This window comes from Nocardiopsis sp. TSRI0078 (genome assembly GCF_001905145.1).
Taxonomy (GTDB): Bacteria; Actinomycetota; Actinomycetes; order Streptosporangiales; family Streptosporangiaceae; genus Nocardiopsis.
The window spans coordinates 67,649-93,455 of record NZ_LWLB01000008.1 but is presented as its reverse complement, the minus strand read 5'-3'; the positions used below and the strand labels follow the sequence as shown (position 1 = coordinate 93,455).

24 protein-coding genes are annotated in these 25,807 nt (G+C 74.4%); 11 read left to right on the top strand and 13 right to left on the bottom strand.

Going from position 1 to position 25,807, the window contains the following annotated elements:
• Positions 1 to 5: 5 nt before the first annotated feature.
• The 3 genes from A6A08_RS08960 (at position 6) to A6A08_RS08950 (ending at position 3,185) form a co-directional block, all read left to right on the top strand.
• On the top strand, positions 6 to 647 hold the full coding sequence (locus tag A6A08_RS08960) for a pyridoxamine 5'-phosphate oxidase family protein (protein WP_073702075.1): 642 nt from the start codon (positions 6 to 8) through the stop codon (positions 645 to 647).
• A 151-nt stretch (positions 648 to 798) separates the two neighbouring features.
• Positions 799 to 1,653 carry an ABC transporter ATP-binding protein gene (locus tag A6A08_RS08955; RefSeq protein WP_073702074.1) on the top strand — a complete coding sequence of 285 codons (855 nt, stop codon included), beginning with the start codon at positions 799 to 801 and terminating at the stop codon, positions 1,651 to 1,653.
• Complete coding sequence (locus A6A08_RS08950) at positions 1,650 to 3,185, top strand: hypothetical protein (protein WP_073702073.1); 1,536 nt, start codon at positions 1,650 to 1,652, stop codon at positions 3,183 to 3,185. Before A6A08_RS08955 ends, A6A08_RS08950 begins: the two co-directional genes overlap by 4 nt.
• Before the next feature lies 1 nt (position 3,186).
• On the opposite strand, the gene A6A08_RS08945 is transcribed toward A6A08_RS08950, so the two are convergent.
• The 3 genes from A6A08_RS08945 to A6A08_RS08935 are packed head-to-tail and all read right to left on the bottom strand — an operon-like array spanning position 3,187 to position 5,675.
• The gene (locus tag A6A08_RS08945; RefSeq protein WP_073702138.1) at positions 3,187 to 4,473 is read right to left on the bottom strand and encodes a glycosyltransferase; all 1,287 of its coding nucleotides are present in this window, start codon (positions 4,471 to 4,473) and stop codon (positions 3,187 to 3,189) included.
• Between the two features lie 5 nt (positions 4,474 to 4,478).
• Entirely contained in the window at positions 4,479 to 5,093 is a 615-nt protein-coding gene (locus A6A08_RS08940) for a TetR/AcrR family transcriptional regulator (protein ID WP_073702072.1), read from the bottom strand.
• A gap of 33 nt (positions 5,094 to 5,126) precedes the next feature.
• Complete coding sequence (locus A6A08_RS08935) at positions 5,127 to 5,675, bottom strand: hypothetical protein (RefSeq protein ID WP_073702071.1); 549 nt, start codon at positions 5,673 to 5,675, stop codon at positions 5,127 to 5,129.
• Positions 5,676 to 5,763: 88 nt separating this feature from the next.
• Between A6A08_RS08935 and A6A08_RS08930 the strand changes: the two genes are divergently transcribed.
• On the top strand, positions 5,764 to 6,090 hold the full coding sequence (locus tag A6A08_RS08930) for a hypothetical protein (protein ID WP_242422196.1): 327 nt from the start codon (positions 5,764 to 5,766) through the stop codon (positions 6,088 to 6,090).
• A 67-nt stretch (positions 6,091 to 6,157) separates the two neighbouring features.
• Here A6A08_RS08930 and A6A08_RS08925 read toward each other — a convergent pair whose 3' ends face one another.
• Positions 6,158 to 8,695, bottom strand: coding sequence for an ATP-binding protein (locus tag A6A08_RS08925; RefSeq protein ID WP_073702070.1), 2,538 nt, complete (start codon positions 8,693 to 8,695; stop codon positions 6,158 to 6,160).
• Positions 8,696 to 8,943: 248 nt separating this feature from the next.
• Between A6A08_RS08925 and A6A08_RS08920 the strand changes: the two genes are divergently transcribed.
• Together A6A08_RS08920 and A6A08_RS08915 are read left to right on the top strand one after the other, a co-directional pair.
• A complete protein-coding gene (locus A6A08_RS08920) occupies positions 8,944 to 9,702 on the top strand; it encodes a response regulator (protein ID WP_073702069.1) in 759 nt (252 codons plus the stop codon).
• Between the two features lie 119 nt (positions 9,703 to 9,821).
• Positions 9,822 to 11,126, top strand: coding sequence for a potassium transporter TrkG (locus A6A08_RS08915; protein ID WP_073702137.1), 1,305 nt, complete (start codon positions 9,822 to 9,824; stop codon positions 11,124 to 11,126).
• Between the two features lie 86 nt (positions 11,127 to 11,212).
• Here the strand turns inward: A6A08_RS08915 and A6A08_RS08910 are convergent, their stop codons facing one another.
• Positions 11,213 to 12,124 carry a metalloregulator ArsR/SmtB family transcription factor gene (locus A6A08_RS08910; RefSeq protein WP_073702068.1) on the bottom strand — a complete coding sequence of 304 codons (912 nt, stop codon included), beginning with the start codon at positions 12,122 to 12,124 and terminating at the stop codon, positions 11,213 to 11,215.
• 108 nt (positions 12,125 to 12,232) lie between these two features.
• Between A6A08_RS08910 and A6A08_RS08905 the strand changes: the two genes are divergently transcribed.
• From A6A08_RS08905 to A6A08_RS08895, 3 genes are all read left to right on the top strand, one after another.
• Positions 12,233 to 13,579 carry an FAD-dependent oxidoreductase gene (locus tag A6A08_RS08905; protein WP_073702067.1) on the top strand — a complete coding sequence of 449 codons (1,347 nt, stop codon included), beginning with the start codon at positions 12,233 to 12,235 and terminating at the stop codon, positions 13,577 to 13,579.
• Between the two features lie 5 nt (positions 13,580 to 13,584).
• A complete protein-coding gene (locus A6A08_RS08900) occupies positions 13,585 to 14,814 on the top strand; it encodes an MFS transporter (RefSeq protein ID WP_073702066.1) in 1,230 nt (409 codons plus the stop codon).
• Between the two features lie 76 nt (positions 14,815 to 14,890).
• Positions 14,891 to 15,928: an NAD(P)/FAD-dependent oxidoreductase gene (locus tag A6A08_RS08895; protein WP_073702065.1), complete on the top strand. Its 1,038-nt coding sequence runs from the start codon at positions 14,891 to 14,893 to the stop codon at positions 15,926 to 15,928.
• Between the two features lie 89 nt (positions 15,929 to 16,017).
• Here the strand turns inward: A6A08_RS08895 and A6A08_RS08890 are convergent, their stop codons facing one another.
• The 3 genes from A6A08_RS08890 to A6A08_RS08880 all read right to left on the bottom strand — a co-directional run bounded on the left by A6A08_RS08890 (position 16,018) and on the right by A6A08_RS08880 (position 18,601).
• Positions 16,018 to 17,094 (bottom strand): ArsO family NAD(P)H-dependent flavin-containing monooxygenase, encoded by a 1,077-nt coding sequence (locus A6A08_RS08890; RefSeq protein ID WP_073702064.1) that lies wholly within the window; start codon positions 17,092 to 17,094, stop codon positions 16,018 to 16,020.
• 113 nt (positions 17,095 to 17,207) lie between these two features.
• Entirely contained in the window at positions 17,208 to 18,290 is a 1,083-nt protein-coding gene (gene arsB, locus A6A08_RS08885) for an ACR3 family arsenite efflux transporter (RefSeq protein WP_073702063.1), read from the bottom strand.
• Positions 18,290 to 18,601 carry a helix-turn-helix transcriptional regulator gene (locus tag A6A08_RS08880; protein WP_073702062.1) on the bottom strand — a complete coding sequence of 104 codons (312 nt, stop codon included), beginning with the start codon at positions 18,599 to 18,601 and terminating at the stop codon, positions 18,290 to 18,292. The genes arsB and A6A08_RS08880 overlap by 1 nt, the downstream gene beginning before the upstream one ends.
• Positions 18,602 to 18,809: 208 nt before the next feature.
• Here A6A08_RS08880 and A6A08_RS08875 point away from each other — a divergent pair, with 208 nt between their 5' ends.
• The gene (locus tag A6A08_RS08875) at positions 18,810 to 19,241 is read left to right on the top strand and encodes an arsenate reductase ArsC (protein ID WP_073702061.1); all 432 of its coding nucleotides are present in this window, start codon (positions 18,810 to 18,812) and stop codon (positions 19,239 to 19,241) included.
• A 149-nt stretch (positions 19,242 to 19,390) separates the two neighbouring features.
• Here A6A08_RS08875 and A6A08_RS08870 read toward each other — a convergent pair whose 3' ends face one another.
• The 4 genes from A6A08_RS08870 to mug all read right to left on the bottom strand — a co-directional run bounded on the left by A6A08_RS08870 (position 19,391) and on the right by mug (position 23,839).
• On the bottom strand, positions 19,391 to 20,320 hold the full coding sequence (locus tag A6A08_RS08870) for a universal stress protein (RefSeq protein ID WP_073702060.1): 930 nt from the start codon (positions 20,318 to 20,320) through the stop codon (positions 19,391 to 19,393).
• A gap of 283 nt (positions 20,321 to 20,603) precedes the next feature.
• Positions 20,604 to 22,529: a heavy metal translocating P-type ATPase gene (locus A6A08_RS08865; protein ID WP_073702059.1), complete on the bottom strand. Its 1,926-nt coding sequence runs from the start codon at positions 22,527 to 22,529 to the stop codon at positions 20,604 to 20,606.
• Complete coding sequence (locus tag A6A08_RS08860) at positions 22,526 to 22,915, bottom strand: metalloregulator ArsR/SmtB family transcription factor (RefSeq protein ID WP_073702058.1); 390 nt, start codon at positions 22,913 to 22,915, stop codon at positions 22,526 to 22,528. Before A6A08_RS08860 ends, A6A08_RS08865 begins: the two co-directional genes overlap by 4 nt.
• Before the next feature lie 381 nt (positions 22,916 to 23,296).
• Entirely contained in the window at positions 23,297 to 23,839 is a 543-nt protein-coding gene (gene mug, locus A6A08_RS08855) for a G/U mismatch-specific DNA glycosylase (protein ID WP_073702136.1), read from the bottom strand.
• A gap of 647 nt (positions 23,840 to 24,486) precedes the next feature.
• Here mug and A6A08_RS08850 point away from each other — a divergent pair.
• The gene (locus tag A6A08_RS08850; protein WP_073702057.1) at positions 24,487 to 25,320 is read left to right on the top strand and encodes a hypothetical protein; all 834 of its coding nucleotides are present in this window, start codon (positions 24,487 to 24,489) and stop codon (positions 25,318 to 25,320) included.
• A 79-nt stretch (positions 25,321 to 25,399) separates the two neighbouring features.
• Here the strand turns inward: A6A08_RS08850 and A6A08_RS08845 are convergent, their stop codons facing one another.
• Complete coding sequence (locus A6A08_RS08845) at positions 25,400 to 25,771, bottom strand: helix-turn-helix domain-containing protein (RefSeq protein WP_073702056.1); 372 nt, start codon at positions 25,769 to 25,771, stop codon at positions 25,400 to 25,402.
• Positions 25,772 to 25,807 lie beyond the last annotated feature (36 nt).

Here is a 25,807-nt window from a genome sequence, read left to right as displayed (position 1 = left end):
ACGCCATGCTCTCCACCACAGAACGCACCAGGATCCGCCGCGGCAAGCACAAGGCCCGGACCGACCGGTCGGATCTGTACTCCCTGCTGGACGCGGGGATGGTCTGCCACCTGGGGGTGGTCGTCGACGGCGCGCCCATGGTGGTGCCCACCGGGTACGGGCGTATCGGCGACACCCTCTACCTGCACGGTTCCACCGGGGCGCGGTCGCTGCGCGCGGGCGGCGAGGTGTGCGTCACCGTGACCCTGCTGGACGGTGTCGTGCTGGCCAGGTCGGCCTTCCACCACTCGGTCAACCACCGCTCCGCCGTGGTCTACGGTGTGCCACGCGTGGTCACGGACGAGCGGGAGCGGCTGGAGGGGTTGCGCGCGCTGACCGAGCAGCTGGCTCCGGGCCGGTGGGACGTGGTCCGGCGGCCCAGCGCCAGGGAGATGGCGGCCACGCGTGTGCTGGCGCTGTCGCTGGAGGAGGCGTCGGTGAAGGTGCGCACCGGTCCGCCGGTGGACGAGGAGGAGGACCACGGCCTGCCGCTGTGGGCGGGTGTGCTGCCGGTCCGGCAGGTGTTCGGCGAGCCTGAGCCGGACCCGGGGCTGGCGCCGGGTGTGGAGGTGCCCGACCATGTCGCCCGGCGGGCGCCGACCCGGTAGCCCCCACCCGGTAGCCCCGTCCCCCGGACCTGCCATGCGGCCCGGGCGGCGGGGCTACCGGGCCGCATGGCAGGCCCGGGTACGGCGGTGGACAATGGGGTGTCAGGCGGCCCCGCCGAGGCCGTCGCCCCGCCCCTTGGGAGAAGCGTCCATGGCCGAGCAGGTCGTCACCGTCGAGGACCTGAGGGTCCGCTATCCGGGAGGCGGGGCGCCCGCCGTCGAGCGGATGAGCTTCTCGGTGTCCCGGGGGGAGGTCTTCGGTTTCCTCGGGCCGAGCGGGGCCGGCAAGTCCACGACCCAGCGGGTGCTGACCCGCCTCCTGCGCCGCTACGAGGGTGAGGTCCGCGTCCTGGGGCGTCCGCTGCGCCGGTGGGGGCAGGACTACTTCGAGCGTGTGGGGGTCGGGTTCGAGCTGCCCGCGGGGTTCGGCAGGCTCACCGCGCGGGAGAACCTGGCGGCCTTCGCCTCGCTCTACCGGGGGCCGGTCGAGGATCCGGACGAACTCCTGGCCAGGGTGGACCTGTCCGACGCCGCCGACCGGCGGGTCGACGACCTGTCCAAGGGGATGCGCATGCGCCTGAACCTGGCCCGGGCGCTGGTCAACCGGCCCGACCTGCTGTTCCTGGACGAGCCCACCTCGGGGCAGGACCCGGTGCGCGCCGCCCTGCTGCGCGAGGTCGTGCGCGGGGCGGCCGGGGCGGGCGCCACGGTCTTCCTCACCACGCACGACATGGTCACCGCGGACCTGCTGTGCGACCGGGTGGCCTTCGTCGTGCGGGGGCGGATCGCGGCCGTGGACACCCCGCGCGGGTTCAGGATGGGCCACGGGCGGCCCGGGCTCGTGGCCGAGGTGCGGGGGCGGGGGTCGCGGGAGTTCCCCATGGACGCCCTGACCGGCGACACCGAGTTGCAGCGGCTGCTGGCGCGGGGCGAGGTCGAGACCCTGCACACGCGGGAGGCGTCGTTGGACGAGGTCTTCGCCGCGGTGACCCGGGAGAAACTGTGAGGCGCCTGTGGGCGGCCACCGTGCTGGAGTGGCGGGTGGAGCGGCGCTACGGGGTCGTGCCCATGGCCGCGGGCCTGGGTGCGGTGTGGACCCTGGTGCTGTTCGCGCTTCCGGCCGACACGGCCCGTGTGGTGGTCCCCTACCTGCTCTTCGTCGACACGGCGGGGTTCGGGGCGCTGTTCGTGGTGGCCCTGCTGCTGTTCGAGCGGACCGAGGGGGCGCGCCAGGCCCTGGCCGCCACCCCGTTGCGCGGTACCGAGGCGGTCGCAGCCAAGCTCGTGGTGCTCACCGCCTTGTCCCTGCTCATCGCCGTGCCGATGGTGGCCGTGTCGGTGCGGGGGCGGACCGCCGAGACGGGCTGGGCGCTGGGGATGTCCCTGGCCGGGGTGGCGCTGACCTCCCTGGTGCTGCTCACCGTGTGCCTGGTGGCCGGGGCGCGCGCACGGGACCTGTCGGGCTTCCTGCTGGCGGCCCCGGTCGTGGCGCCGCTGGTGCTGGTTCCGCTGCTGCACGTCTCGGGGGTCGTGGCGCACCCGCTGACCTACCTGGTGCCGACCACCGTGGGGGCGGACCTGATCCTGTGGGGCATCGGTCCGCGCCCCCTGGGACCGGATCCGCTCCTCGTGGCCGCGGGGGTGCTCTACGCCTTGGTGTGGGTGGCGGTGGCGGCCGAGGCCGCCCGCCGGGGTGTCGAGGGGGGTGGGGGCGGCGCCGCCGTGTCCCGGCGCGGGGCGTCGGGGCGGGGGCGCGGCCGCGCCGCGGGGAGGGCTTCGGCCACCGGGAGGGGCGCCCTTCCGGCGTTGGCGGGATTCGTCCGTGTCGACCTCCTCGGCACCGGCCGGGGGCCGCTGATGCTGGTGATGCTCGTGGCGCCCGTGTTGTTGGCCCTGCTCATCCGTGTGGGGTTCCCGCCGGTCGCGGACTTCCTGGCCGCCTCCTACGGTTTCGACCTGGTGGCCCACACTCCCGCGGTCCTGGCCGCGCTGGTGCTGCTGCACGTTCCCATGATGTTCGGGGTGGTGGGCGGGTTGCGCGCGGTCGAGGACCGGGACGAGAACGTCCTGCTGGTCCTGTGCGTCTCCCCGCTCTCGCTGCGGGCCTACCTCGCCTACCGTCTGGTGGCCGTCACCGCGGCCTCCCTGGTCGGGCTCGCGGTGGCCCTGCCCCTGAGCGGGCTGATGGCGTCGGGTTGGTCCGCGGGGACGGTCGTGGCTTTGGTCCTGGCGTCCGCGCAGGCGGCCCTGCTGCTGGCGGGGATGACCGCGCTGGCGGCCAACAAGGTCGAGGCCCTCGTGGTGGTCAAGGGCATCGGCGCCGTGATGGTGCTGGTCCCGGTGGTGCTGTGGGCGCTGCCGCGGCCATGGGGGCTGTTCCTGCTCGTCCTTCCTCCGGCGTGGCCGGCCCTGGCCCTTCCGGGGTACGCCTCCGGTCCCTTGGGGCCGTGGTGGTGCCTGGCCGGGGGAGCGGTCGTGACCGCGGTGGTGTCGGCGGTGCTGGTGCGGCGTACCTGGCGTGTGCTGCACGGGCTGTGACTCATACGGTGCCCCGGCGGTCGGCGACCTGCTCCAGCAGGCGGACGGCCGTGCGGGTGCCGTCCTCGGCGCGTACCCGTTCTCCCAGGACGCGTGCCCGCTCCACGGTCCGCGCGCTTCCGACCGCGCGGGCCAGGGCCGGGGCCAGCGCGTCCTCGGTCAGCCGCTGGCCGCGCAGCGGGGCGGCGGCGGCTCCGGCGGCGTGGGTCCGCCGGGCCCAGAAGGGCTGGTCGCCCCAGAAGGGGCACACCACCTGCGGTCGGCCCGAGGCGAGTGCGGCTCCGGTGGTTCCCGCTCCGCCGTGGTGCACGATCGCCGAGCAGCGGAGGAACAGCCGCTCGTGCGGGGCCTTGTCGATGGTCAGGACGTGGTCCTGGCCCGCGTCGGCGGTGACGCCGCCCGATCCGGAGGCGAGGACGGCGCGCACCCCGGCCCGGCGTGCGGCCGCGGCCACCATGCGTCCGGTGGCGGCCGGGTCGGCGGTGGGCAGGCTGCTGAAGCCGACGAACACCGGTGGGTCTCCGGCGTCGAGGAAGTCCTCCAGTGCGGCGGGGGGCTCCCACTCCCGGTCCGGTGGCGGGAACCAGAATCCGGTGGTGTGCACCTGCGGCGGGTAGTGCGCGTCCGGGGGCAGCAGGTGGCGGCTGAAGGCGTGCAGGACGGTGGAGGGGGTCCCGTCGGGTTGGCGCAGCGGGTCGTGGCGGCCGGGTCGCGGGGGCAGGCCCATCCTTCGTGAGCGGAACTCCTCGGCCACCGCGCGCTGGCCGCGCAGGGCCAGGGCGGTGAGCCGGTACGTCACCGGGTTGAGCGCGTCCGGCAGCCAGGACGGCCAGGGCACGCCCGGGGCGGGGAAGGCGCGCGTGGGCACCCAGGAGGGCTGCAGGGCCACCGGGACCGAGGGCACGCCCAGGTGTTCGGCGATGTGCCCTCCCGGCATGCCGGGGAGGTGCACGACGAGGTCGGCGCCCCCGTCGGTGACCCGGGCCATGTCGTCGTGGACCCGCCGCATGAGCGGGGTGATCCTGCGCAGGAGGGTGGCCGTGTGGGCGGCGCCGCGCAGCCCGCGCAGGCCGGTGTCCCTCACACCGCTCAGTTCGGGGTCGCCTATGAGGGTGTTGGGGCCGTCGTCCACGGGGTGGTAGTGGACGCCGTGTTCGGCGGCGAGCGGGGCGGAGGCCGCGGGGCCCGCGACCAGGCTGGTGTGTCCGGCCGCGTCCAGGGCCCTGGCCAGGGCCAGGAAGGGCTGGACGTCTCCGCGGGTGCCGTGGGTGAGGAGGAGGGCGTGCATGCCGGTCATTCCCTCCGGGGGGCCAGTCCCCGCGCGACGATGTCGACCAGCAGGTCGAGGGTCTGGGTGTAGTACTCCGGTGCGGCCAGGCGGTCGGCGTTCATGGGCAGGAGCAGGACCGCCTGCAGGACGCCGATGATCGCGGCGGGGTGGGCCTCCACCAGGTTCCCGCTCTCGCGCCCGGCCGCGACGAACTCTCCGAGGGCGTTCGCGGGGTTGTCGGGTGAGGCGTCGACCCGGGCGGGGTCGACCTTGCGGACGACCGCGTCCATCTCCTCGGGGTGGGTCATGAGCCGCCCGTAGAGGGGGTTGGACTCCAGTTCGTCCAGGCTGGCGCGCAGGAAGCGCCGCAGCCCCTCGCGTACGTCGCCGGTGCTGGTGAGGGCTCCGTCGATGACGCGCTCCTTGACCTCGGCCATCTGGCGCAGCATCAGTTCCAGGTAGAGGGCCTCCTTGGAGTCGAAGAAGACGTAGAAGCTGCTCTTGGCGATGCCGGCGGGCGCGACGAGTTCCTCCAGCGAGGTCTTGCGCAGGCCCCGGGTGGTGAACAGGGCGCGGCCGGACTCCAGCAGCAGGGCGGTGATGCGTTCCTTCTCCTGTGCGGAGAACGCGGGTGGCATGGTGGTCCTACCTTCTCGGTCGGTGGTTCCCGGTCACCGTGCGTCGGCCGGTGCGGGCTTCTCCCGCCTCCCGCCCCGGCGCCCGGTCAGGGACAGGGGGATCGAGCGCCACCGTGCCACGGCGACCACGGCCCCGGTCGTCACGGCCATGCCCAGGCCCAGGGGGAGCAGGGTGGCCAGCCCGTCCTGTCCGGAGTTGGCGACGGTCCAGGCGATCTTGAGTGCCAGGCCCCCGTTGGTCACGACCAGGCCCCAGCCCAGGGAGCGATACCAGAAGGCCGCGCACAGCGAGCCCAGCAGCGCGGGTACCAGCGGCAGGGTCGCCCAGGTGACCCAAGTGGGGTCGGTGAACAGCTCCCTCTCCATCTCCAGGACCCCGGCCATCGCGGGGTCGATGCTCTCGGGGGCGGGGAACCAGAAGAAGCTGGACAGCATCGCCGCGATGGTCAGAGCCAGCGGAAAGGGCCTGCGCGTCCAGCAGAAGTAGGCGATGGGCAGGAAGAACAGCGGCCGGATGTACCAGCTCAGCGGGTTGAGGTGGCGCGGCCAGGCCCAGGCGAGGAAGTCGGTGAGCAGGTCCATGGAGGTTCCGTTCCGTGGAGTGGCTTGAAACCATGAAAACATTCTGGATCTTTGTTCGCAAGAGTGGGGTGAAGCCTGCCCGCAATGAGTGCTACATGTACGGTTCACCGCGCTGACCCCGTCCTCGGCCCCGGCCGTGTGGGTGGTCGTGGGCGCCACCGTCCTGGCCCACGGGGCGGTTCCGCGCCTGTGCGCGGCGGTGGGCTGGACGGTGCTCGCCGTGGGGATCCTGACCGAGGTCGCGGTCAAGGCCGGGCTGGTGCCGGAGGCGCTGTTCCTGCTGGTCTCGCCCTTCGCCCAGGTCAATCCCTACTACCGGTCGGTCCCGGCTGCCCATGCGCTGCTCGCGGCCCTGGCCGCCGCGCTCACGGCCGCGGGGGTGTGGGCGCGGCGCCGCCGCGACCTGCCCGCCTGAGGGCGGCCCCGTCCGGCCGGGCGGGGCCGTGCCGCTCCCCGGACGCGGGGACGCCGCCCCAGGGCCGTCACCGGGAGGGGGCCTGCGCCACGGGCAGGGCCAGGCGCAGGGTCAGCCCGCCTCCCGGGGTCGTCTCCGGCCGCAGCGAGCCGCCCATGGCCTCCATCAGCCCGCGTGAGAGCGCCAGCCCCAGGCCCAGGCCGCTCTCGTTGTCGGTGTCCCCGAGCCTTTGGAAGGGGACGAACATGCGCTCGCGCTCCTGTTCGGGGACGCCGGGACCGTGGTCGGCGACGAGCAGCTCCACCTGGTCGCCCGTCCAGGACGCGGTGACCGTCGGAGGCCGGCCGGGCGGGCTGAAGCGCAGCGCGTTGCCCAGCACGTTCGCCAGCACCCGCTCCAGCAGGCCGGGGTCGGCCACGACCGGGGGCAGCCCCCCGGGAGCCCGGACCCGTACCGCGTCCCCCTGCTCTCCGAGCTCGTCCAGGGCCGAGAACACCGACTCCCTCAGCGACAGGTCCGTGACCGTCACACCCAGCACGCCCGCCTGCAGGCGGCTCATGTCCAGCAGGTCCGTCACCAGGCGGGACAACCGGTCCAGGGACTCGTCCGCCGTGGCCAGCAGTTCGGCCTGGACCTCCTCGCTGAAGCGCACCTCCCGGCTGCGCAGGCTGGTCACCGACGCCTTGGCCGAGGCCAGGGGCGCCCTCAGGTCGTGGCTGACCGCGGCGAGCAGCGCGGTGCGCATCCGGTCGGCCTCCGCCAGCGGCCCGGCCGTGGCCGCCTCCCTGGCCAGCCTCTCCTGGCGCAGGGCGAGGGCGGCCTGGGCGGCGAACGCCTCGATGATGCGCCGGTCGCCCGCGCGGGGCCGGTGCCCGTGCAGCACCAGGGTCAGCGACTCGTCCACGGGAACGTCCGCGTCGCTCTCGCCGGGGGCCTCGCACGGCCGGTCCCCGACGGAGGCGACCACCTCCCAGGTCCCGGGGTCCTGGCGGCTGTCGGGGCGCGCGGAGGTGCCGGGCCTGCGTTCGAGCAGGGCCACCGACTCCAGGGAGAAGGTCTCGCGCAACCGCTCCAGCAGGGCCTCCAGGGGGCGCGAACCGCGCAGCACGCTTCCGGCCATGGTGGCCAGCGTCTGGGCCTCGGCGCTGGCCTGGGCCGCCTCCCGGGTGCGCCGCGCCGCATGGTCGACCACGACGCTCACCGCCACCGCCACGACCACGAACACCACCAGGGCGAGCACGTTGCGCGGATGGCTCACCAGCAGGGTCTGGTAGGGCTCGGTGAAGAGGAGGTTCAGCAGCACGAACCCGCCGAAGGCCGCCGCCAGCGCGGGCCACAGCCCCCCGACCAGCGCCGCCACCGTCACCGTCGCGAAGACCAGGAGGATCCCGTTGCTGAGGTAGTCCTCGCCCCGGGGCACGCCGGTTCCGAACGCCAGCAGCGCCAGGGCCGCGGCCACCAGTGCGTACCCCGCGGTCCGGCGGCGCCGCGAGACCGCTCCCGGCCCGGGCCGGCGCGGCCGCCTGTTCGCCTCCTCGTGGGTGACCAGGTGGACGTCGATCGGCCCCGACACGGCCGTGGTGGTCACCCCCACCCCCGGCCGCAGCAGGTTGGCGAGCCTGCCGCGCCTGCTCGCGCCCACCACCAGCTGGGTGGCGTTGACCCCCCGGGCGAAGGCGATCAGCGCGCTGGGCACGTCCTCGCCCAGGACCTGGTGGTAGGTGCCGCCCAGGTCCTCCACGAGCATCCTCTGCCGGGCGAGCAGGGCGGGGTCGGCGCCCACCGGGCCGTCTCCCAGGGACACGTGCACGGCCATCAGGTCGGCGCCCCTGCTGCGGCCCGCGATGCGGGCGGCCCTGCGGATGAGCGCCTCCCCGCCGGGGCCGCCGGTCAGGGCCACGACCACGCGCTCGCGCGGGTGCCAGTCCGAGGCCGCGGCGTGCTCGGTGCGGTACCGCTCCAGTTCGTCGTCCACGCGTCCGGCCAGCCACAGCAGCGCCAGCTCGCGCAGGGCGGTCAGCGTACCGATCCGGAAGTGCCGGCCCAGCGCGGCGTCGACCCTGTCCAGGCCGTAGACGTTGCCGTGCGCCAGCCGGCGCCGCAGCGCCTCGGGGGTCATGTCCACGAGTTCGATCTGGTCGGCCTCGCGCACCCAGGCGTCGGGCACGGTCTCGCTCTGGCGGACCCCGGTGATCTGCTCGATGACGTCGTTGAGCGACTCCAGGTGCTGGACGTTGAGCGTCGACAGCACCGTGACGCCCGCCTCCAGCAGGACCTCGATGTCCTGCCAGCGCCTGGCGTTGCGCGCCCCCGGGGCGTTGCTGTGCGCGAGCTCGTCCACGAGCACGACCTGCGGGCGGCGGGCGAGCACCGCGTCCAGGTCCATCTCCTCGAACCGCTCCCCCCGGTGGGTGAGCACCGCGGGCGGGACGACCTCCAGGTCGTCGACCATGGCCTGCGTCAGTGTCCTGCCGTGGCTCTCCACGAAACCGATCACCACGTCGGCGCCGCGGTCGCGGCGCCTGTGGGCCTCGTCCAGCATCCGGTAGGTCTTGCCCACGCCGGGTGCCGCGCCCAGGTAGACGCGCAGGTGGCCGCGTGTCATCGTGTACCTCCTTCCCGCCCCATCCTCCCCGGCCACGGGGACGGTTTCGGACATTCGTCTGCTAAAGGGGCGCTAATTCCCGCCCCGCCGGTGCTAAGGGAGCGTTATCGCACTTGTCCGCGCGTGGCGCGCCCGCGCAGAGTCGATCCGGCGCACGCACCGCCGGAAAGGCCCGGCCGCGGCGCTCCTACCATCGTGAACAGGCCCCATCCGGGGCCGGGGAACCCGGACGGGCAGGACGGACCAGCATGGACACGGAGACCGGCGCGGACGCGGGCGGCGGGGCGCCCGCGGTCCTGGTCGTGGACGACGACCCCCTCATCCTCAGGACGCTGGAGGTGAACCTGCGCGCCCGCGGCTACACCGCCTACCTGGCCGACACCGGGGAGCGCGCGCTCAGGATCGTCGCCCGCCACCGCCCCGACCTGCTCCTGCTCGACCTGGGACTGCCCGGGATGGACGGCCTGGAGGTCCTGCGGGGGCTGCGCGGGTGGACGGACGTGCCGGTGGTCGTGCTCTCGGGGCGCGACACCGAGGCGATGAAGGTCGAGGCGCTGGACATGGGCGCGGACGACTACGTGATCAAGCCCTTCGGCATGGACGAGCTGTTCGCCCGGGTGCGCGCGGCCATGCGCCGCTCCGCGGCGCCCGACTACGAGGAGCCGGTGGCCACCGCGGACTTCACGATCGACCTGGCCGCCAAACAGGTCGTCAAGGACGGTGCCCCGGTGCGGTTGACGCCGCGGCAGTGGCACATCGTGGAGGTCCTGGCGCGCAACCCCGACCGCCTGGTGACCCACAAGCACCTGCTCAACGAGGTGTGGGGACCCTCCTACGGGCGCGAGACCAACTACCTGCGGGTGTTCATGACCAAGATCCGCCAGCGCCTGGAGCCGGACCCGCCGCGCCCGCGCTACTTCCTCACCGAGCCCGGGCTGGGCTACCGGTTCCGGCCGGGCGGGGCGAACGGGCCGGCGGACTCCGGCGGTCGGACCGGCGGGGCGTGAGCACGGGTACCCGCAAGCCCTCCGCGGCCTCGCGTGCCTCACGGGCCCTGGTCGGGGTCAACGCCGCCGGCCGGAGGACGCGCGGCCTGGCCGGGTGGGCCCAGCCGCCCCAGCTGACGGTGGCGGCCTTCGGCGCGCTGGTCCTGGTCGGCGCGGTACTGCTGTCACTGCCCCCGGCCACGGACGGCGGGGAGCGGGCGCCCTTCTCCACCGCGCTGTTCACCGCCGCCTCGGCGGCCAGTGTGACCGGGCTGGTGGTGGTGGACACCGCAGCCTACTGGTCGGCCTTCGGCGAGGCGGTGGTCCTGGCCCTGATCCAGGTCGGCGGGTTCGGCATCATGGCCCTGGCGACCGTGCTGACCCTGGTCGTGGGACGGCAGCTGGGGCTGCGGATGGCGCTGCGCACCGGGTCGGAGACCAAGGTGGTCACCCTGGGCGAGGTGCGCCAGGTGGTCACGGGCATCCTCGCGGTGACGGTGGTCTTCGAGGCGGTCCTGGCGCTCGTGCTGACGCTGCGCTGGTGGCTGGGCTATGACCTGCCGTTCGGCGAGGCCGTCCACACCGGGGTCTTCCACGCGGTCTCGGCCTTCAACAACGCCGGGTTCTCCCTGTACTCCGACAGCATGACGGGCTTCGCCGAGGATCCGTGGATCACGGTGCCCATCGCCCTGGCGGTGATCGCCGGAGGGCTCGGGTTCCCCATGTGGGTGGAGCTGTGGCGCCTCACCCGGCGCCGCGGGGAGCACCGCCACTGGTCGGTGCACGCCAGGATCACCCTGGCGATGACCGGGATCCTGCTGGTGGTCGCCTTCGCCGCCTTCCTCGCGCTGGAGTGGGCCAACCCGGCGACCATGGGCGGCCTGGACCTGCGCGGCAAGCTCCTCACCGCCTTCTTCCAGGCGGTGATGCCGCGCACGGCGGGTTTCAACAGCCTCGACTTCGGGGCGATGAACACCCAGACGCTGCTGATCACCGACCTCCTGATGTTCGTCGGCGGCGGCAGCGCGGGCACGGCCGGGGGCATCAAGGTGACCACCTTCGCGGTGCTGGCCTTCGTGGTCCGCGCCAACGTGCGCGGGGAGCCGACGGTGCACATGGCGGGCCGCCGGCTGACCGAGGGCACCGCCTCCCAGGCGACCACGGTGGTGCTGCTGGCGCTGGGACTGGTCCTGGCGGCGACGCTGGCGCTGATGACCGTCACCCCGTTCACGCTGGACCAGGTCCTGTTCGAGGCGACGTCGGCCTTCGGCACGGTGGGCCTGTCCACCGGTATCACCGGCGACCTGCCGCTCACGGGTGAGCTGGTCATCGTCTTCTTGATGTTCGTGGGCAGGATCGGGCCCATCACGCTGGCCTCCGCCCTGGCGCTGCGCCGCCGTGCCCGCGTCTACGAGCTGCCCCAGGAGCGGCCGATCGTGGGCTGAGGGGCCACCGCCTCGGCGGGGCCGGTCAGGCGGGCGGCCCGCCTGCTCCCGCGGCCGGGGGCCTGGCGGGACGGCCGCCCTCCGGGTCAGGGGCGCGGGGCCTCCCCGGGAGCGCAGACGCAGGCCGCGGGGTCGGCGGAGTACTCCTCCCCCTCCGGGCGCCGCCGCTCCAGCAGGACCGTGTCCCGCCAGACGCCGTGGTGCCGGGCGACGCGCTCGCGCATGCCGACGGTGCGGAAACCGGCCTGGTGGTGCAGGGCCAGAGCGGCGCGGTTCTCGGGGAAGACCGAGGTCTGCAGGGTCCACAGCCCCCGGGTGTCGGCCTCGGTGACCTGCCGGTACAGCAGCGCCTTGCCCACGCCCCGGCCGCGCGCGTCCTCGGCGACGTGGACGGAGGTCTCGGCGACCCCGGAGTAGGCCTCGCGGGCGGAGACGGGCGAGGCGGCGGCCCACCCCACGACCCGGCCGTCGTGTTCGGCGACCCACCGGTGCCCGGGAAGCCACGCGGCGAGCAGGGCGCCGGCCTCGGGCACCTCGGTCTCGAAGGTGGCGTGGCCGGTGGCGAGGCCCTGGGCGTAGATGTCGCGCACCCGTTCCAGGTCGGTCTCGGCCATGGCCCGGGTGGTGACGTCGGCGGGCAGGTCGGTGGGGCAGCAGGGGCGGGCGTTGAGCATGCCCATGACGGCGTCGGCGGCGTGCGGCAGGCCGGTGCAGCACATCGGGTTGACGGCCACGCGTGTGGAGGTGCCCACCCTGGTCAGGGTCACGAAGCCGACCTCGGCGAGTTTGCGCAGGTGGTGGGAGGCGGTCGGCTGGCGGATGCCCACCGCGCGGGCGAGTTCGCCCACGCTGATCGATCCCGGGTAGGCGGCCACGGTGTGCAGCAGGCGCACGCGCATCGGCTCGGCCAGGCAGGCGAACCACGCCGCGTAGGTCTCGGCGTCCTGGGCGGGGAGCGTCTCGGGCGCGGGCACTGGTGCGGAGCTCGTCACGGTCATGCCCCCATTATCGGCGATGATCTATATCGATGGAAGTCGATGTTGCTTTCATCGATCGGTGTCTATATGGTTCTGATCCATAGACACCAGTCGATGAAAGGGTGTGTCATGGTCGAGGAACGTCCGGTCGTGGTGATCGGCGCAGGCCCGGTGGGGCTCGCCGCGGCGGCGGAGCTGGCCGAGCGCGAGCTGCCCGTCCTGGTCCTGGAGAAGGGTGGGAGCGCCGGAGCGGCGGTGCGCGAATGGGGGCACGTGCGCCTGTTCTCCATGTGGCGCGACCTGATCGACCCCGCCGCGGAGAGGCTGCTCACCGCCACCGGCTGGCGGCGCCCCGCCGACGAGGGCTATCCGACCGGCCGGGAGTGGGCCGAGGCCTACCTGGCCCCGCTCGCCGGGGCCCTGGGGGAGCGGGTGCGCTTCGGCGTCGAGGTCACCGGCGTCAGCCGCCTGGGCCGGGACCGTGTGGTCGACGCCGGACGGCAGGAGCAGCCCTTCACCGTGCGGGTGCGCACCGACCGCGGTGAGGAGCGGATCCTGGCCCGCGCGGTCGTGGACGCCTCCGGAACCTGGGGCTCGCCCAACCCGGCGGGCGGCGACGGCCTGCCCGCGCTGGGCGAGGCGGCCGCGGCCGCGCACCTGTCCTACCGCGTTCCCGACCTGGCCGGCCCCGCGGCGCGCGCCCGCCACGCGGGCCGCACCACGGCGGTCGTGGGCCGGGGCCACTCGGCGCTGACCGCCCTGGTCGCCCTGGCCGCGCTGGCCGAGGAGGAGCCCGGTACCCGCGCCGTGTGGGTGCTGCGGCGCGGGGAGGTCGGCGACGCCTTCGGCGGGGGAGCGGCCGACCAGCTCGCCGCGCGCGGCGCCCTGGGGCAGCGCGCGAGGAAGGCCGTGGAGGCCGGGCACATCCGGGTGGTCACGGGGTTTCGCACCGCCGAGGTCCGAGCGGCGCGGGACGGGCGCCTGGTGCTGGCGGACGAGGGCGGACGCGAGCTGGAACCGGTGGAGGAGGCCGTGGTGCTGACCGGGTTCCGCCCCGACCTGGCCCCGCTGTCGGAGATCCGCCTGGAGCTGGACACCACGCTGCAGGCACCGGTGGGGCTGGCGCCGCTCATCGACCCCAACGTGCACTCCTGCGGCACCGTCTACCCCCACGGAGCCCGGGAGCTGGCCCACCCCGAGGAGGGGTTCTTCCTGGCGGGGATGAAGTCCTACGGGCGCGCCCCCACCTTCCTCGCCCTGACCGGGTACGAGCAGGTGCGCAGCATCGCCGCCCACCTGGCCGGCGACCGGGAGGGCGCGGCCCGGGTGGAGCTGACCCTGCCCGAGACGGGGGTGTGCGGCGGCGCGGGCCTGTTCGACGAGGCCGACACCCCCGAGGAGGCGCAGGCGCAGGGCGGCTGTTGCGGCCCCGTCCCGCAGACGGTCGACCTGGGCCGGCCGGCCCCGGTGGCGTGACAGGCGTGATCTCCGACGCCCTCGGTGCGCCCGCGCGGGTTCTGACCGCCGCGCGGGCGCACCGGGGGCTGGTGGCCCTGTGCGTCACCGTCACCACCAGTTACGGAGTGCTGTTCTACGCCTTTCCGGTCCTGTCCCCGGCCATCGCCGCCGACACCGGCTGGACCCTGACCACGGTCACCGCGCTGTTCTCGGCCTCCCAGGTCGTGGCCGGCCTGGGCTCGGTCGCGGTGGGGCGGTGGCTGCACCGCCGCGGTCCCCGCCCGGTCATGACGGCCGCCGCCCTGGTGGCGGTCCCGTCACTGACGGTACTGGCGTCGGCAGGGGACCTGTGGCTCTTCGGCGCGGCCTGGCTGGCGGCCGGGGCGGCGATGTCCGGGCTGTTCTACCCGCCCGCCTTCGCCGCCCTGACTCACTGGTACGAGCAGGGGCGGGTACGGGCGCTGACCGCGCTGACCCTGGCCGCCGGGCTGGCCAGCACCATCTTCGCCCCGCTCACCGCTGCTCTGGAGCAGGCGTGGGGGTGGCGCGGCGCCTATCTGGTGCTCGCGGCCGTGCTGGCCCTGGTGGTGGTCCCGCTGCACGCCTTCGCCCTGCCCTCGGCCTGGAGCACGCCGGTCGCGCACGGGGGTTCCGGCGCGCCGGGGGCGACGGTGCGGGCCGTGGCCCGCAGCAGGGCCTTCTGGGCGCTGACCGCGTCTTTGGCCCTGGGGTCGCTGACCGTGTACGCGGTCGTGGTCAACCTGGTCCCCCTCCTGGCGGCCCGGGGGACGGACGCCGCGACGGCGGCCTGGGCGCTGGGCCTGGGAGGTGTGGGACAGGTGCTGGGCCGCCTGGTCTACGCGCCCCTGGAGCGAAGGTCGGCTCCCGTTCCCCGGACGGTGGCCGTGCTGGGCGCCTGCGCGGCCACGACCCTGCTCCTGGCCTTGGTCCCCGGCCCCTGGGCGGTGCTCCTGGCCGTCGCGGTGCTGGCGGGCATGGCGCGCGGTGTCCTCACCCTGCTGAAGGCCACCGCCGTGGCCGACCGCTGGGGCACCGGCGACTACGCCGCGGTCAGCGGCCTGATGCACCTGCCACTGATGCTGGCCGTCGCCCTGGCCCCCTGGGTCGGCGCGGCCCTGGCCGGGGTCCTGGATGGTTATCCGGCGGCGTTCGCCGTGCTGGGGGGCCTGGCGGCCGCGGGCGCGGCGACCGCGCTGGCCAGTGGTCCCCGCCCGCGTCCGGCCCCGTCCTGACCCCGGCCGCACCCCACCGTGCCGCCCCGCCCGGGGCGGCACGGCCCCCGTTCCCCGTAGTGAGAGGAGTCCGATCATGGAACACGCGCCCTTGGTGGTCGTCGGAGCCGGGCAGGCCGGCCTGGCCACGGCCCACGCCGCCAACCGCCGTGGAGTGAGCCCCCTGGTGCTGGAGGCCGCCGACCACGTGGGCGGCTCGTGGCCGCACTACTACGACAGTCTGACGCTGTTCTCCCCCGCGCGCTTCTCCGCCCTGCCCGGGCTGCCCCTGCCCGGCGATCCGGACCGCTACCCGCTGCGTGACGAGATCGCGGACTACCTGCGCGACTACGCCGGCCGTCTGGACGCCGACATCCGCTGCGGCCGGAGGGTGGAGGAGGTCGAGCGTTCCGAGGAAGGCTTCTTGCTCACCACCGTCGACGGCTTCCGGGTGCGGGCCGCGGCGGTGGTCTCCGCCACCGGCGGCTTCTCCCGTCCGCACCGTCCGGCACTGCCGGGGTTGGAGGACTTCACCGGCACCGTGCTGCACTCCGCCGAGTACCGTTCCCCCGCCTCCTTCGGGGGCAGGCGCGTCGTGGTGGTCGGGGGAGGCAACTCCGGGGTGCAGATCACCGCGGAACTCGCCGGGGCGGCCCGGGTCAGCCTGGCCACCAGGCGGCCCGTGGCCTGGGCGAACCAGCGGCCCCTGGGGCGGGACGTCCACTGGTGGTTCGTGCGCGGCGGCCTGGACGCCGCACCGCTGCGACGGGTGTGGGAGAGGGGGCCGACCCTGGTCAATGACGACGGCCGGTACCGGGCGGCGTTCGCCTCGGGCAACCCCGACCGGCGGGAGATGTTCGTCCGCCTGGAGGGCGACAAGGTCATCTGGGCCGACGGCACGGTGGAGAGGGTGGACACCCTCCTGCTCGCCACCGGCTACCGGCCCGCCCTGGACCACCTCACTCCCACCGGGGCGCTGGACGAGCGCGGGCGTCCGCTGCACAGGGGCGGGGTCTCCACCACCGTTCCGGGGCTGGGCTACGTGGGGCTGGAGTTCCAGCGCAGCTTCTCCTCGGCCACCCTGCGCGGGGTCGGCCGGGACGCGCGCCGCGTGCTGCGGCGGATCCTGGCCTGAACCGGACGCTGATCCACCCATCCCGAGGGCTTGGCGGGGAGGGGCCCCGCGTCGCCCGGGCGAACCAGCGGTCCCGCGTTCCCGGCGCCCTATCCCTCCCGCGCGAGGGCGCCGGTGATCTCGGCGACGGCGGCCTTGGCCGTGCGCCCGGCGCCGATGAGGGTGGCCGAGGCGGGCCCGGTCCAGTCGCCGTAGCCCAGCAGGTGCAGGCGGGGTTCGGCCACGGCCCGGGTGCCCTCCAGGGCGATCCGGCCCCGGTCGTCCGCCAGGCCCAGGGGAGCGAGGTGGTCCAGGACCGGGCGAAAACCCGTGCACCACAGGACCGCGTCGCACTCCAGGGCGGTGCCGTCGGCCCAGGCCACCCCGGTGCGGGTGAGCCGTTCGAACATCGGCTCGGCCTTGAGGGCGCCGCGCTCGCGGGCCTCGCGCACGCTCGGCACCACCACGATGTCGCCCAGGTCGCCGACGCCCTCCACCGGCTGACCGGCCCTCGCGGCCCGCTGGCTCCGGGTGGCGATGTCGAACAGGGCGCGGCCGTCCACGTCGTCGGGCAGGAACCGGGGCGGGCGAAGAGTGGCCCAGGTGGTCTCGGCGACCTGGGAGAGTTCGGCCAGGATCTGCGCCGCGGAGTTGCCGCCGCCCACGACCACCACCCGCTGCCCGGCGAACCCCTCCGGCCCCCGGTAGTCGACGGTGTGCTGCTGTTCGCCCGCGAACTCCCCCCGGCCGGGGACCCGCGGGACGTGGGGCGCGCGCCAGGTCCCGGTGGCGCTGACGACGTACCGTGCCCGCCACGTCCCCTCCCGCGCGAACACCCGCAGAGCACCGTCCGCCCGCTCGACCCGCTCCACGTGGACCGGACGGCGCACGGGCAGGCCGTAGCGGCGCTCGTACTCGGCCAGGTACCAGGCCACGTGCCGCGCGCTCGGATACTCGTGCCCCTCCTCGGCGGGCATCCACCAGCCGGGGAGCATGCTGTGCCCGGCGGGGGAGAACAGCCGCAGCGAGTCCCAGTACTCGTTCCAGGAGCCGCCGGGGCCGGTGCGCTCGTCCAGGACGACGAAGTCCAGACCCGCCCGCCGCAGGAAGTACCCGGCGGCCAGTCCGGCCTGTCCGCCGCCGACCACCGCCACGTCGTGTACGTGTTCCGCGTCGTTCGTTCCCACTGCTCTTGCCTCTCCCCGTCGTCGTGTACCCGCGTGCGCGCACCCCGCCCCGGTTCCCCGGGGCCCGCGCACACCGAACCGTGTGCGGGCCCCGGCCGCCTCGACCACCGCCGCTAACGCGGTGCGGGTGTGAACCTCCTGCGCCAGGCCAGGGACACGTACACCAGTCCCACCAGCACCGGCACCTCGATGAGCGGTCCCACGACCCCGGCCAGCGCCTGGCCCGAGGTGACCCCGAAGGTGGCGATGGCCACCGCGATGGCCAACTCGAAGTTGTTGCCCGCGGCCGTGAAGGCCAGCGTGGCGGTGCGGTCGTAGCCCAGCCCGATCGCCTTGCCGAACGCGAACGTGCCAAACCACATGATCACGAAGTAGGCCAGCAGCGGGACGGCGATACGCGCCACGTCCAGGGGCTGGCTGGTGATCGTGCCGCCCTGCAGCGCGAACAGCAGGACGATGGTGAACAGCAGCCCGTACAGCGCCCACGGGCCGATCCTGGGCAGGAAGCGGGCCTCGTAGCGCTCGCGGCCCATGCGGCGCTCGCCGAGCGTGCGGGTGAGGAAGCCCGCGGCCAGCGGGATGCCGAGGAAGATCACCACGTTGAGGGCGATCAGCCAGGGGGAGGCGTCCAGGCCGCCGGTGTCCAGGCCCAGCCACCCGGGCAGCAGGTCCAGGTAGAACCAGCCCAGCAGCCCGAACACGAGTACCTGGAAGACGGAGTTGAGCGCCACGAGCACGGCGGCGGCCTCGCGGTCCCCGCAGGCCAGGTCGTTCCAGATGATGACCATGGCGATGCACCGGGCCAGGCCGACGATGATGAGTCCGGTGCGGTACTCGGGCAGGTCGGCCAGGAAGATCCAGGCCAGCGCGAACATCACCGCCGGGCCCACGAGCCAGTTGACCACCAGTGAGGAGACGAGCAGCCGCCGGTCGCGGGTGACGGTGTCCAGCCGGTCGTAGCGGACCTTGGCCAGCACGGGGTACATCATCACCAGCAGGCCCAGGGCGATGGGCAGGGAGATCCCGCCGACCTCCATGGCGGCCAGGGCCTCGTCCAGGCCCGGGACCAGGCGCCCCAGGCCCAGGCCGACGGCCATGGCGAGCAGGATCCACACCGCCAGGAACCGGTCCAGCGTGGACAGCCTCGCCACGACGGAGGAGTCGGCGGCTCCGGTCGTCTCGTCGGTGGCGGCCATCAGCAGGGCCTCCTGTTCTCGTGGGCGCCGGTGGATCGGGCTGTCCGTGCCAGTTCGGCGAGTGCCCCGGACAGCGACTCCAGGGCCTCGGGGCGCAGCCGGTAGTAGGTGAAACGCCCGCACGGCTCGGTCTCCACCACCCCGGCCTCGCGCAGGACCCGCAGGTGGTTGGACAGGTTGGTCTGGCGCGCACCGGTCTCGTTCATCAGGTGCGTCGTACACAGGGTCTCGCGGGCGAGCAGGGTCACGATCCGCAACCGCAGCGGATCGGCCACCGCCCTGATCACATCAGAATCGACTGACATCAGCATGCGGTGATACTATCGCATCACCTTCAGCTGATACGAGGTGAACGGTCCACCCCGTCCCCCGCGGTGTGCCGGTCGACGCTCCACGCGGGACCCGTGGCGGGACCGGCGCACGCGTCGGCGGACCCACGACCCCGGAGGCCGCCCCGGCCCCGGCCCCGGCCCCGCCGGTGGCTTCGACCGCCACCGCATCCGAGGAAGAAGAGGCACCATGACCAGTACCGACAAGCCGTCCGTCCTGTTCGTGTGCGTCCACAACGCGGGCCGCTCACAGATGGCCGCCGCCTGGCTCGCCCACCTGGCGGGGGACCGCGTCGAGGTCCGCTCCGCGGGGTCCGCGCCCGCCGACGCGCTCAACCCCGCCGTGGTCGAGGCCATGGCCGAGGCCGGCATCGACATCACCGACCAGCACCCCAAGGTCCTCACCACCGAGGCCGTCGAGGCCTCCGACGTGTGCGTCACCATGGGCTGCGGCGACACCTGCCCCGTCTTCCCCGGCAAGCGCTACCTCGACTGGACCCTGACCGACCCCGCGGGCCAGGGGGTGGAGGCCGTGCGGCCCATCCGCGACGAGATCAGGACGCGCGTCGAGGGGCTCATCGCCGAGATCGCCCCCGCACCGGGAAACGCCTCCCGCGGCTGACGGCGGCCGGGCCCGGGTACCTCCAGCCGACGGGGCGGGGGCGCCGTGCCCCGGGGACCGGCCGCGTCGGGCACGGCGCCCCGGCCCGGGACCGTACGGGAGCGGGCCGCCCACGGTGGACGGCGCGAACGCGCGGAGGCGCACCGGACTCAGCCGTGCGCCTCCGCGTGCCTTGGCAGTACCGCGACGGGCACCGTGGCGTCGTGCAGGACCCCCTGGCTGACCGAGCCCAGCACCAGGCCGCGGAGACCGCCCATGCCCCGCGAGCCGATGACGATCAGGTCGGCCTCGGCGCCCGCCTCCACCAGCGCCTGCACCGGGCCGTGCCGGGTGCGCACGGCGCTGACGTCCACGTCCTCGGTGGCGTCGTCCACGACCTCGGCCAGGACCCCGGACACCAGTTCCTCGGAGTGGCGTTCCAGCAGGTCGTCGGGCGGGGTCCAGCCCGACGCGGCCAGGGACTCGGTGTCGAAGGGCAGCGGGACGTTCCAGCTGTGCACCACCACGACCGAGGAGCCCTCGTGCGTCGCGGCCCGGTGCATCGCGAAGTCCAGGGCGCGCCGGGAGTCCACCGAGCCGTCCACGCCGACCACGATCCGCTCCGGGCCCGGGGGCGTGGCGGGGCGCCTGCGGTGGCGGGGGACGACCACCACCGGGCACTCCGCCCTGGAGGCCAGCCGTATCCCGGAGGAGCCCGCCAGCGCCGAGCGCACCGAGCCCAGCCCGCGCGAGCCCACGACCACCGTGTCCCTCCGCCCGGTGCGCAGCAGCAGCGCCTGCGAGGGGTCCTCCAGGGCCAGTTCCGTCTCCACCCTCAGCCCGGGCCGCAGCTCCCGCGCGTGCTCCGCGGACTCCTCCAGGACACGGCGGCCCTGCTCGGCGATCTCGTGCGAGGGGTGGAAGCGGGTGGGTGTGGTGTAGACCGACATCACCAGCGGCATGGACAGGGCGTGCACGACGTACAGCGGCAGCCCCCTGTGCCCGGCCTCGGCGGCCGCCCACTCCAGCGCGCCGCGGGCCGACTCCGATCCGTCGACGCCCACCACGACCTTGGGGGAGGGTGTTCGTTCCTCAGCCATGTCCTCGCCTCTTGTCCGAAAAGGGTGTGTTCCGCGCGGTGCGCGGGGACCGGGAGGGCCCCGCTCGGCCGGGCCCGGGCGTGCTCTCGGCGGCACGGCGCGGGAAGCGCCCCCTCTGTGCTCCTTCCCTTCCGGTCACCGTTCCTATCGTGGTGGGCCGGTGCCGACCGAGCCGCGACGCGCCGGACCGGTGATCCGGCGCCGAGGCTTCCGGGCCCGTGCTCCGAGGCCGTGATCGGAGTCCGTGGCCCCGGAGTCTGCCTCCGAGCGCGCGTTCCCGGGATCACCGCGTCCAGGCGCGGGTGCGCAGCAGTCGCAGACCGTTGAGGGCGACGACCACGGTGGAGCCCTCGTGCCCCGCGACGGCCAGGGCCAGCGGCAGGGTGGCGACCAGGTCCCAGGCGACCAGGACGACGATGAACACCGCCGCGACGCACAGGTTGGCGACCACGAACCGGCGGGCGCGCCGCGACAGCGCGATCAGCCGGGGCAGGGTCCTCAGATCGTCGCGGACGATGACGGCGTCGGCGGTGTCCAGGGCCAGGTCCGAGCCGCGCCGGCCCATGGCCACCCCGGTGGTGGCCGCGGCCATGGCGGGGGCGTCGTTGACGCCGTCGCCGACCAGCAGCACCCGCGTTCCCCCCTGCTCCAGGTCCCGCACCAGGGCGGACTTGTCCTGCGGGAGCAGACCGGAGTGCACCCGCGAGATACCGGTGGCGGCGGCCACGTGCGCGGCGGTGGCCGCGTTGTCGCCGGTCAGCAGCCGTACCGGCTCGGGGGTGAGGGTGTCCACCGCGGCCACGGCGCCGGCGGCCTCGGGCCTCGGGGCGTCGGCCAGGGTGATGCCGCCCAGCACCTGTCCGTCCGCCGTCACGGTGACCCGGGTGCCCGCCGGCCCGCCGGAGTCCGCGGGGCCGGCGGCGGCCCGTTCGACCCGCACCGTCCGTCCGTCGACGGTGGCGCGGACACCGAGACCGGGCAGCGAGGCGAAGTCCTCCGTCCGGGCCCCCGACACGTCCAGTCCCCGCTCCTCGGCCGCGGCCAGCACGGCGCGTGCGAGGGGGTGCTCGCTGTAGCGCTCGGCCGCCGCGGCCAGGAGGAGCACCTCCTCGGTGCCGTGCCCGGGTTCGGGGACCACCGCGCTCACCCGCGGGAGGCCCCGGGTGAGGGTGCCGGTCTTGTCGAAGGCCACCGCCCGGGTCCGCCCGATCTGCTCCATGACGGTGGCGGACTTGACCAGTACACCGTGGCGTCCGGCGTTGGCGATCGCGGCCAGCAGCGGCGGCATGGTGGAGAGCACCACCGCGCACGGGGAGGCCACGATCATGAACACGATCGCGCGCAGCAGCGCCTCCTCGAAGCCCTGTCCCATCAGCAGGGGGACGCCCAGGACGAGGAGGGTGGTCGCGACGACGGCGGCCGAGTAGCGCTGCTCGACCTTCTCGATGAACAGCTGGGTCCTGGCCTTGGTGGCCGAGGCCTCCTCGACCAGGGCCACGATGCGCGCGATCACCGACTCCCGCGCCGCCCGGCCGACCCGGATCCGCAGCGCGCCGGTGCCGTTGATGGTGCCCGAGAGCACCTCGTCGCCGGGTCCGCGCGGCACGGGGACCGACTCCCCGGTGATGGCCTGTTGGTCCACCTCGCTCACGCCCTCGACGACGGTGCCGTCGGCGCCCACGCGCTCGCCCGGCCGGACCAGGACCGTGTCGCCGACCCGGAGTTCGGTGGTGTCGACGTCCTCCTCGCGCTCGCCGCCGGAGGTGGGGGCCAGGCGCACGGCCCGTTCGGGGGCCAGGGTGAGCAGGGCGCTGACGGAGTCGGCGGTGCGCTGGGTGACCACGGCCTCCAACGCGCCGGAGGTGGCGAAGATGACGATGAGCAGGGCGCCGTCGAAGACCTGGCCGATGGAGGCGGCGGCGACGGCGGCCACGATCATCAGCAGGTCCACGTCCAGGGTCCGCTCCCGGGCGGCGCGCAGTCCGGACAGGGCGGGCTCCCACCCTCCTGCGGCGTAGCAGGCCAGGTACAGGCCCCACCACAGCCAGGCCGGTGCGCCCAGGAGCTGGGCGGCCCATCCGGCCAGGAACAGGACCAGCGCGGCGGCGGCCCAGCGCACCTCGCCGAGGCGCATCCCCGTCGCGAGCAGGGTCGGGGGAGAGGGCTGGGCGCGCTCGGGCGGGGCCTGCGGGGCGGTGGTGGCGGTCACACGTCACCGTCCCGGTCCCGGCCGGCCGGCGGGGCGACGTTGGCGCGGTGGTGGGCGGGTTCCACGTCCAGGGCGTGTTCGGCCTGGTAGACGGCGTCGGCCACCAGCTGGCGGGCGTGCTCGTTGGCCAGGCTGTAGTACATCCGGTTGCCCTCCCGGCGGCACGCCACCACCCGGCCCATGCGGAGCTTGGCCAGGTGCTGGGAGACCGAGGGGCCGGGTTTGTCGAGGCGGCCGGCGAGCTCGTTGACGGACAGCTCGCCCCCGCGCAGGGCCAGGATGATCCGGACCCGGGTGGCGTCGGCCAGCAGGGTCAGGATCTCCACGGCGTACTCGACGTAGGGGCTGTTCTCGTCGAGCCCGCATTTTCTACTATCTGCATTCATACGCAGATAGTAGAGCTGGGAGAGCGGACAGGACAAGGCCGGGGACGCCCGGGGGCGATATGGGGTACGCGTGCCCGGGTGCGGGCCGCCGTCTCCGAGGGACCGGGTCCCCGCGCCGCGTCTGCAGGTCAGGGGCCTCCGGCGCGCCCGCCGGCGCCGCTCCCGGTGGACTGGACGGGCTCGCCGCACGCTGGGCCGCGAGGATCGGGCCCGCGGGCGCAGACCACATGACCGGTGACGGTCCTCCGACGGTCCTGGAGGGCGTGGCCCGACCGGCGGCCGCCGCCGACGGCGGTGGCCGCGGTCTCCGCCTCTGCCGCCGGCACCACTGACGAGCGCCGAGCGCCGAGGCGCCACCGCGGTCCGAGCCCTCCGGGCCCCTCACCTCGCGGCGGAGCGGTCCGGTACCCCGGCGGCCCGCCGCAGGTGCGCGAACTCCTCGGTGAGCGCCCCCAGTTGCCAGTGGGCGTTCCTTCCGCTGGGGTTGGGCAGCAGCCACACCCGTGTGCCCCCGATCTCCATGGCCTGGGGCCCCACCTTCGCGCCGCGGTCGCCGAAGGCGTCCCGGTAGGCGGTGACGCCCAGGACCGCCAGCCACCGGGGACGCCACAGCAGGACCTTGCGCCGCAGCGTCCGCCCGCCCTCCACGGTCTCCTCCCGGCTCAGCTCGTTCGCCTGGGCCGTGGTCCGGGAGACGACGTTGGTGATCCCCAGGCCCAGCGACAGGAGTTCGTCCTCCTCGTCGGGCCGCAGCCTGCGCGGAGTGAAGCCGGATCCGTGCAGGGCGGGCCAAAAGCGCGTGCCCGGGTTGGCGAAGTGGTGCCCGAGGGCACCCGAGGCCAGGCCGGGGTTGATGCCGCAGAAGAGCACGTCGAGGTCTTCGGCCAGGACGTCGGGGACCACCCTGTCCCGGGCCGCCTCCAGCTCATCCCTGCTCGGGCCGGGCGTCCTGCCCGACCGGGCGCGTACGCGCGGGCTCGGGGAGCCGGCCTCCGGCGCTGTGCCTCTGGTGCGTCCGCTCGCGGAATCCATCGGCTCCCCTCCTGCCGCCTGCGGCCGGTGACGCGAGGGAGCGCGTCCCTGGCGGGGCGCCTCCCCGGGCGGCACGGCGACCGCCCCCTCCGGCGGCCCCGGTGGGCCCGCGTCCTCCGCCACCTGCGTTCGTACGCAGATGGTAGGTCCGGTCGTCCGCGTGGGACAAGCTCGGGCCCGCCCCGCGTGATCCAGGGGTTCTGGTGCCATGGGCCGGTCTCCGGTGCCGTCGAATGTACGGGTGGACTGAGTACGTCTTTTCGTGGACGCTGCTTCCGACTGCCTGACCACGCTTTTTCGCACTCCACCGTGAACGGAACAGAGATAGTGTCCGAGCGATGCCGAAATTTGGACGCCTGCGCCGAATATGGGCATTCGCGAGCCCGGTCTTCTTCCTCCTCACGGATGCGGGCGTGTTCGCGGCCGTCGGATGGGCGTGCGCCTGTCCGGCACTGGCCTGGTTCCGGTTCCTGAAACGCGGACGCTCCGAGACCGCGGCGGCGGACGGAACAGGTCTGTCCACACATGTATGGCACCCGATGCTTCCGGTCGCGTCCGGAACCGTCGTCGTACTGGCCTCCACCGCCACGACGGTCGCGGCGGTCGCCCTGTACGGGACTGAGCCCGGGCCGCCCGTGTGGGGCATCCTCGTCGTGCTGGTCGTGTTCTCCCTGGCCGCGGCGGTGTTCCTGGGCCGGCGCCTCGGCGGAAACGACGGAGGGCGGGGCCGCTCCGGGCGTGTCCTGGGGGCGACCGGTGTGATGACCATGGTCGTCGCGAGCCTGTTCCTCCTGGTGTTCGTGCTCGTGTTCTACCTGGCCACAGGCAACGTTCTCCTTCCCACGGCGATGACGTTCTCCTACGCTTACTTCGCGTCCGCGGTGCCGCTGTGCTTCGCGGCGGCCGCCGCCGCGGCGTGGTCGGCGTCGCGCGCGGGACGGCGGCCCCGTTCCGTCCGCAGGCCCCGCCGGGCATGGCCCACCGCCGTCGTCAGCGGGATCGTCCTTCTGCTGCCCTTCGTCGTGTTCTGCTCGGAGCCCCCCAACACCTTCTCCACGCACGTACCGCAGGAGCGCCGGGAGATCGCGGCCGATGCCCTGCGCCGGATCGATGACGGCGAGCTCCCCCGGCTCTCCGTGGAGCGGGCGTGCGGAGTCGGCCGGGGAGAGGTCCCCGCGGGTGCGGCGATGCCGCCTGTCCGCGACGACCGGTGGCAGGTGGAGCGCGGCATCGGTCTGGCCTCCGCGGACGACCCCGTCGTGAGCGGTCTGGGGAGGAGGGCCCTGGCGGAGGCCGGAGCGGGGGACCGCCAGGCGTACGAGACGCTGAGGACGGCCGCTCTCCACTACTGCGAACACACGGTCGCGGCGTGACCGCCGACGCGTGTGGCGGTGGTCCGCCGGGTCGGCGGTACTCCTCGCCGGGCGCGCCCCGAGGGGCGGAGGGGCTCCGTCAGGGGAGCGGCTCCGTGTCGGCGGCGTGGTCCTGCACCCACTCCACCAGCGGTACCAGCAGGCCGGTGACCTGCCGCCCCTCCTCGGTGAGGCTGTAGACCACGTGCGGCGGGACGACCGGCCTGGCCTCGCGCAGGACCAGGCCGTCCTCCTCGAGGGTGCGCAGGGTCTGGGCGAGCATCTTCTCGCTGATCCCGCCGATCGTCCGCAGCAGCCCGCTCCAGCGCGCCGGGCCCCTGGACAGGGCGATGAGGACGAGCACCCCCCACTTGCTGGTGATGTCGCCCAGCAGCCGGCGGGAGGGGCAGGCGGCGGACAGCACCTGGCCCCCGGTCGGAGCGCCGGTGCGGGAGCCGGAGGAGGAGTTCATGGCACCAACTTACCAAAAGGTGGGTACACGACTTTC

Coding starts and splice junctions, on each gene's coding strand:
- A6A08_RS08955 (WP_073702074.1), top strand. CDS start 799: ATGGCCGAGCAGGTCGTCACCGTCGAGGACCTGAGGGTCCGCTATCCG.
- arsB (WP_073702063.1), bottom strand. CDS start 18,290: ATGGCCGCCACCGACGAGACGACCGGAGCCGCCGACTCCTCCGTCGTG.
- A6A08_RS08940 (WP_073702072.1), bottom strand. CDS start 5,093: ATGCCACCCGCGTTCTCCGCACAGGAGAAGGAACGCATCACCGCCCTG.
- A6A08_RS08920 (WP_073702069.1), top strand. CDS start 8,944: ATGGACACGGAGACCGGCGCGGACGCGGGCGGCGGGGCGCCCGCGGTC.
- A6A08_RS08870 (WP_073702060.1), bottom strand. CDS start 20,320: ATGGCTGAGGAACGAACACCCTCCCCCAAGGTCGTGGTGGGCGTCGAC.
- A6A08_RS08875 (WP_073702061.1), top strand. CDS start 18,810: ATGACCAGTACCGACAAGCCGTCCGTCCTGTTCGTGTGCGTCCACAAC.
- A6A08_RS08850 (WP_073702057.1), top strand. CDS start 24,487: ATGCTTCCGGTCGCGTCCGGAACCGTCGTCGTACTGGCCTCCACCGCC.
- A6A08_RS08860 (WP_073702058.1), bottom strand. CDS start 22,915: ATGAATGCAGATAGTAGAAAATGCGGGCTCGACGAGAACAGCCCCTAC.
- A6A08_RS08935 (WP_073702071.1), bottom strand. CDS start 5,675: ATGGACCTGCTCACCGACTTCCTCGCCTGGGCCTGGCCGCGCCACCTC.
- A6A08_RS08880 (WP_073702062.1), bottom strand. CDS start 18,601: ATGCTGATGTCAGTCGATTCTGATGTGATCAGGGCGGTGGCCGATCCG.
- A6A08_RS08845 (WP_073702056.1), bottom strand. CDS start 25,771: ATGAACTCCTCCTCCGGCTCCCGCACCGGCGCTCCGACCGGGGGCCAG.
- A6A08_RS08925 (WP_073702070.1), bottom strand. CDS start 8,695: ATGACACGCGGCCACCTGCGCGTCTACCTGGGCGCGGCACCCGGCGTG.
- A6A08_RS08910 (WP_073702068.1), bottom strand. CDS start 12,124: ATGACCGTGACGAGCTCCGCACCAGTGCCCGCGCCCGAGACGCTCCCC.
- A6A08_RS08960 (WP_073702075.1), top strand. CDS start 6: ATGCTCTCCACCACAGAACGCACCAGGATCCGCCGCGGCAAGCACAAG.
- A6A08_RS08895 (WP_073702065.1), top strand. CDS start 14,891: ATGGAACACGCGCCCTTGGTGGTCGTCGGAGCCGGGCAGGCCGGCCTG.
- A6A08_RS08945 (WP_073702138.1), bottom strand. CDS start 4,473: ATGCACGCCCTCCTCCTCACCCACGGCACCCGCGGAGACGTCCAGCCC.
- A6A08_RS08905 (WP_073702067.1), top strand. CDS start 12,233: ATGGTCGAGGAACGTCCGGTCGTGGTGATCGGCGCAGGCCCGGTGGGG.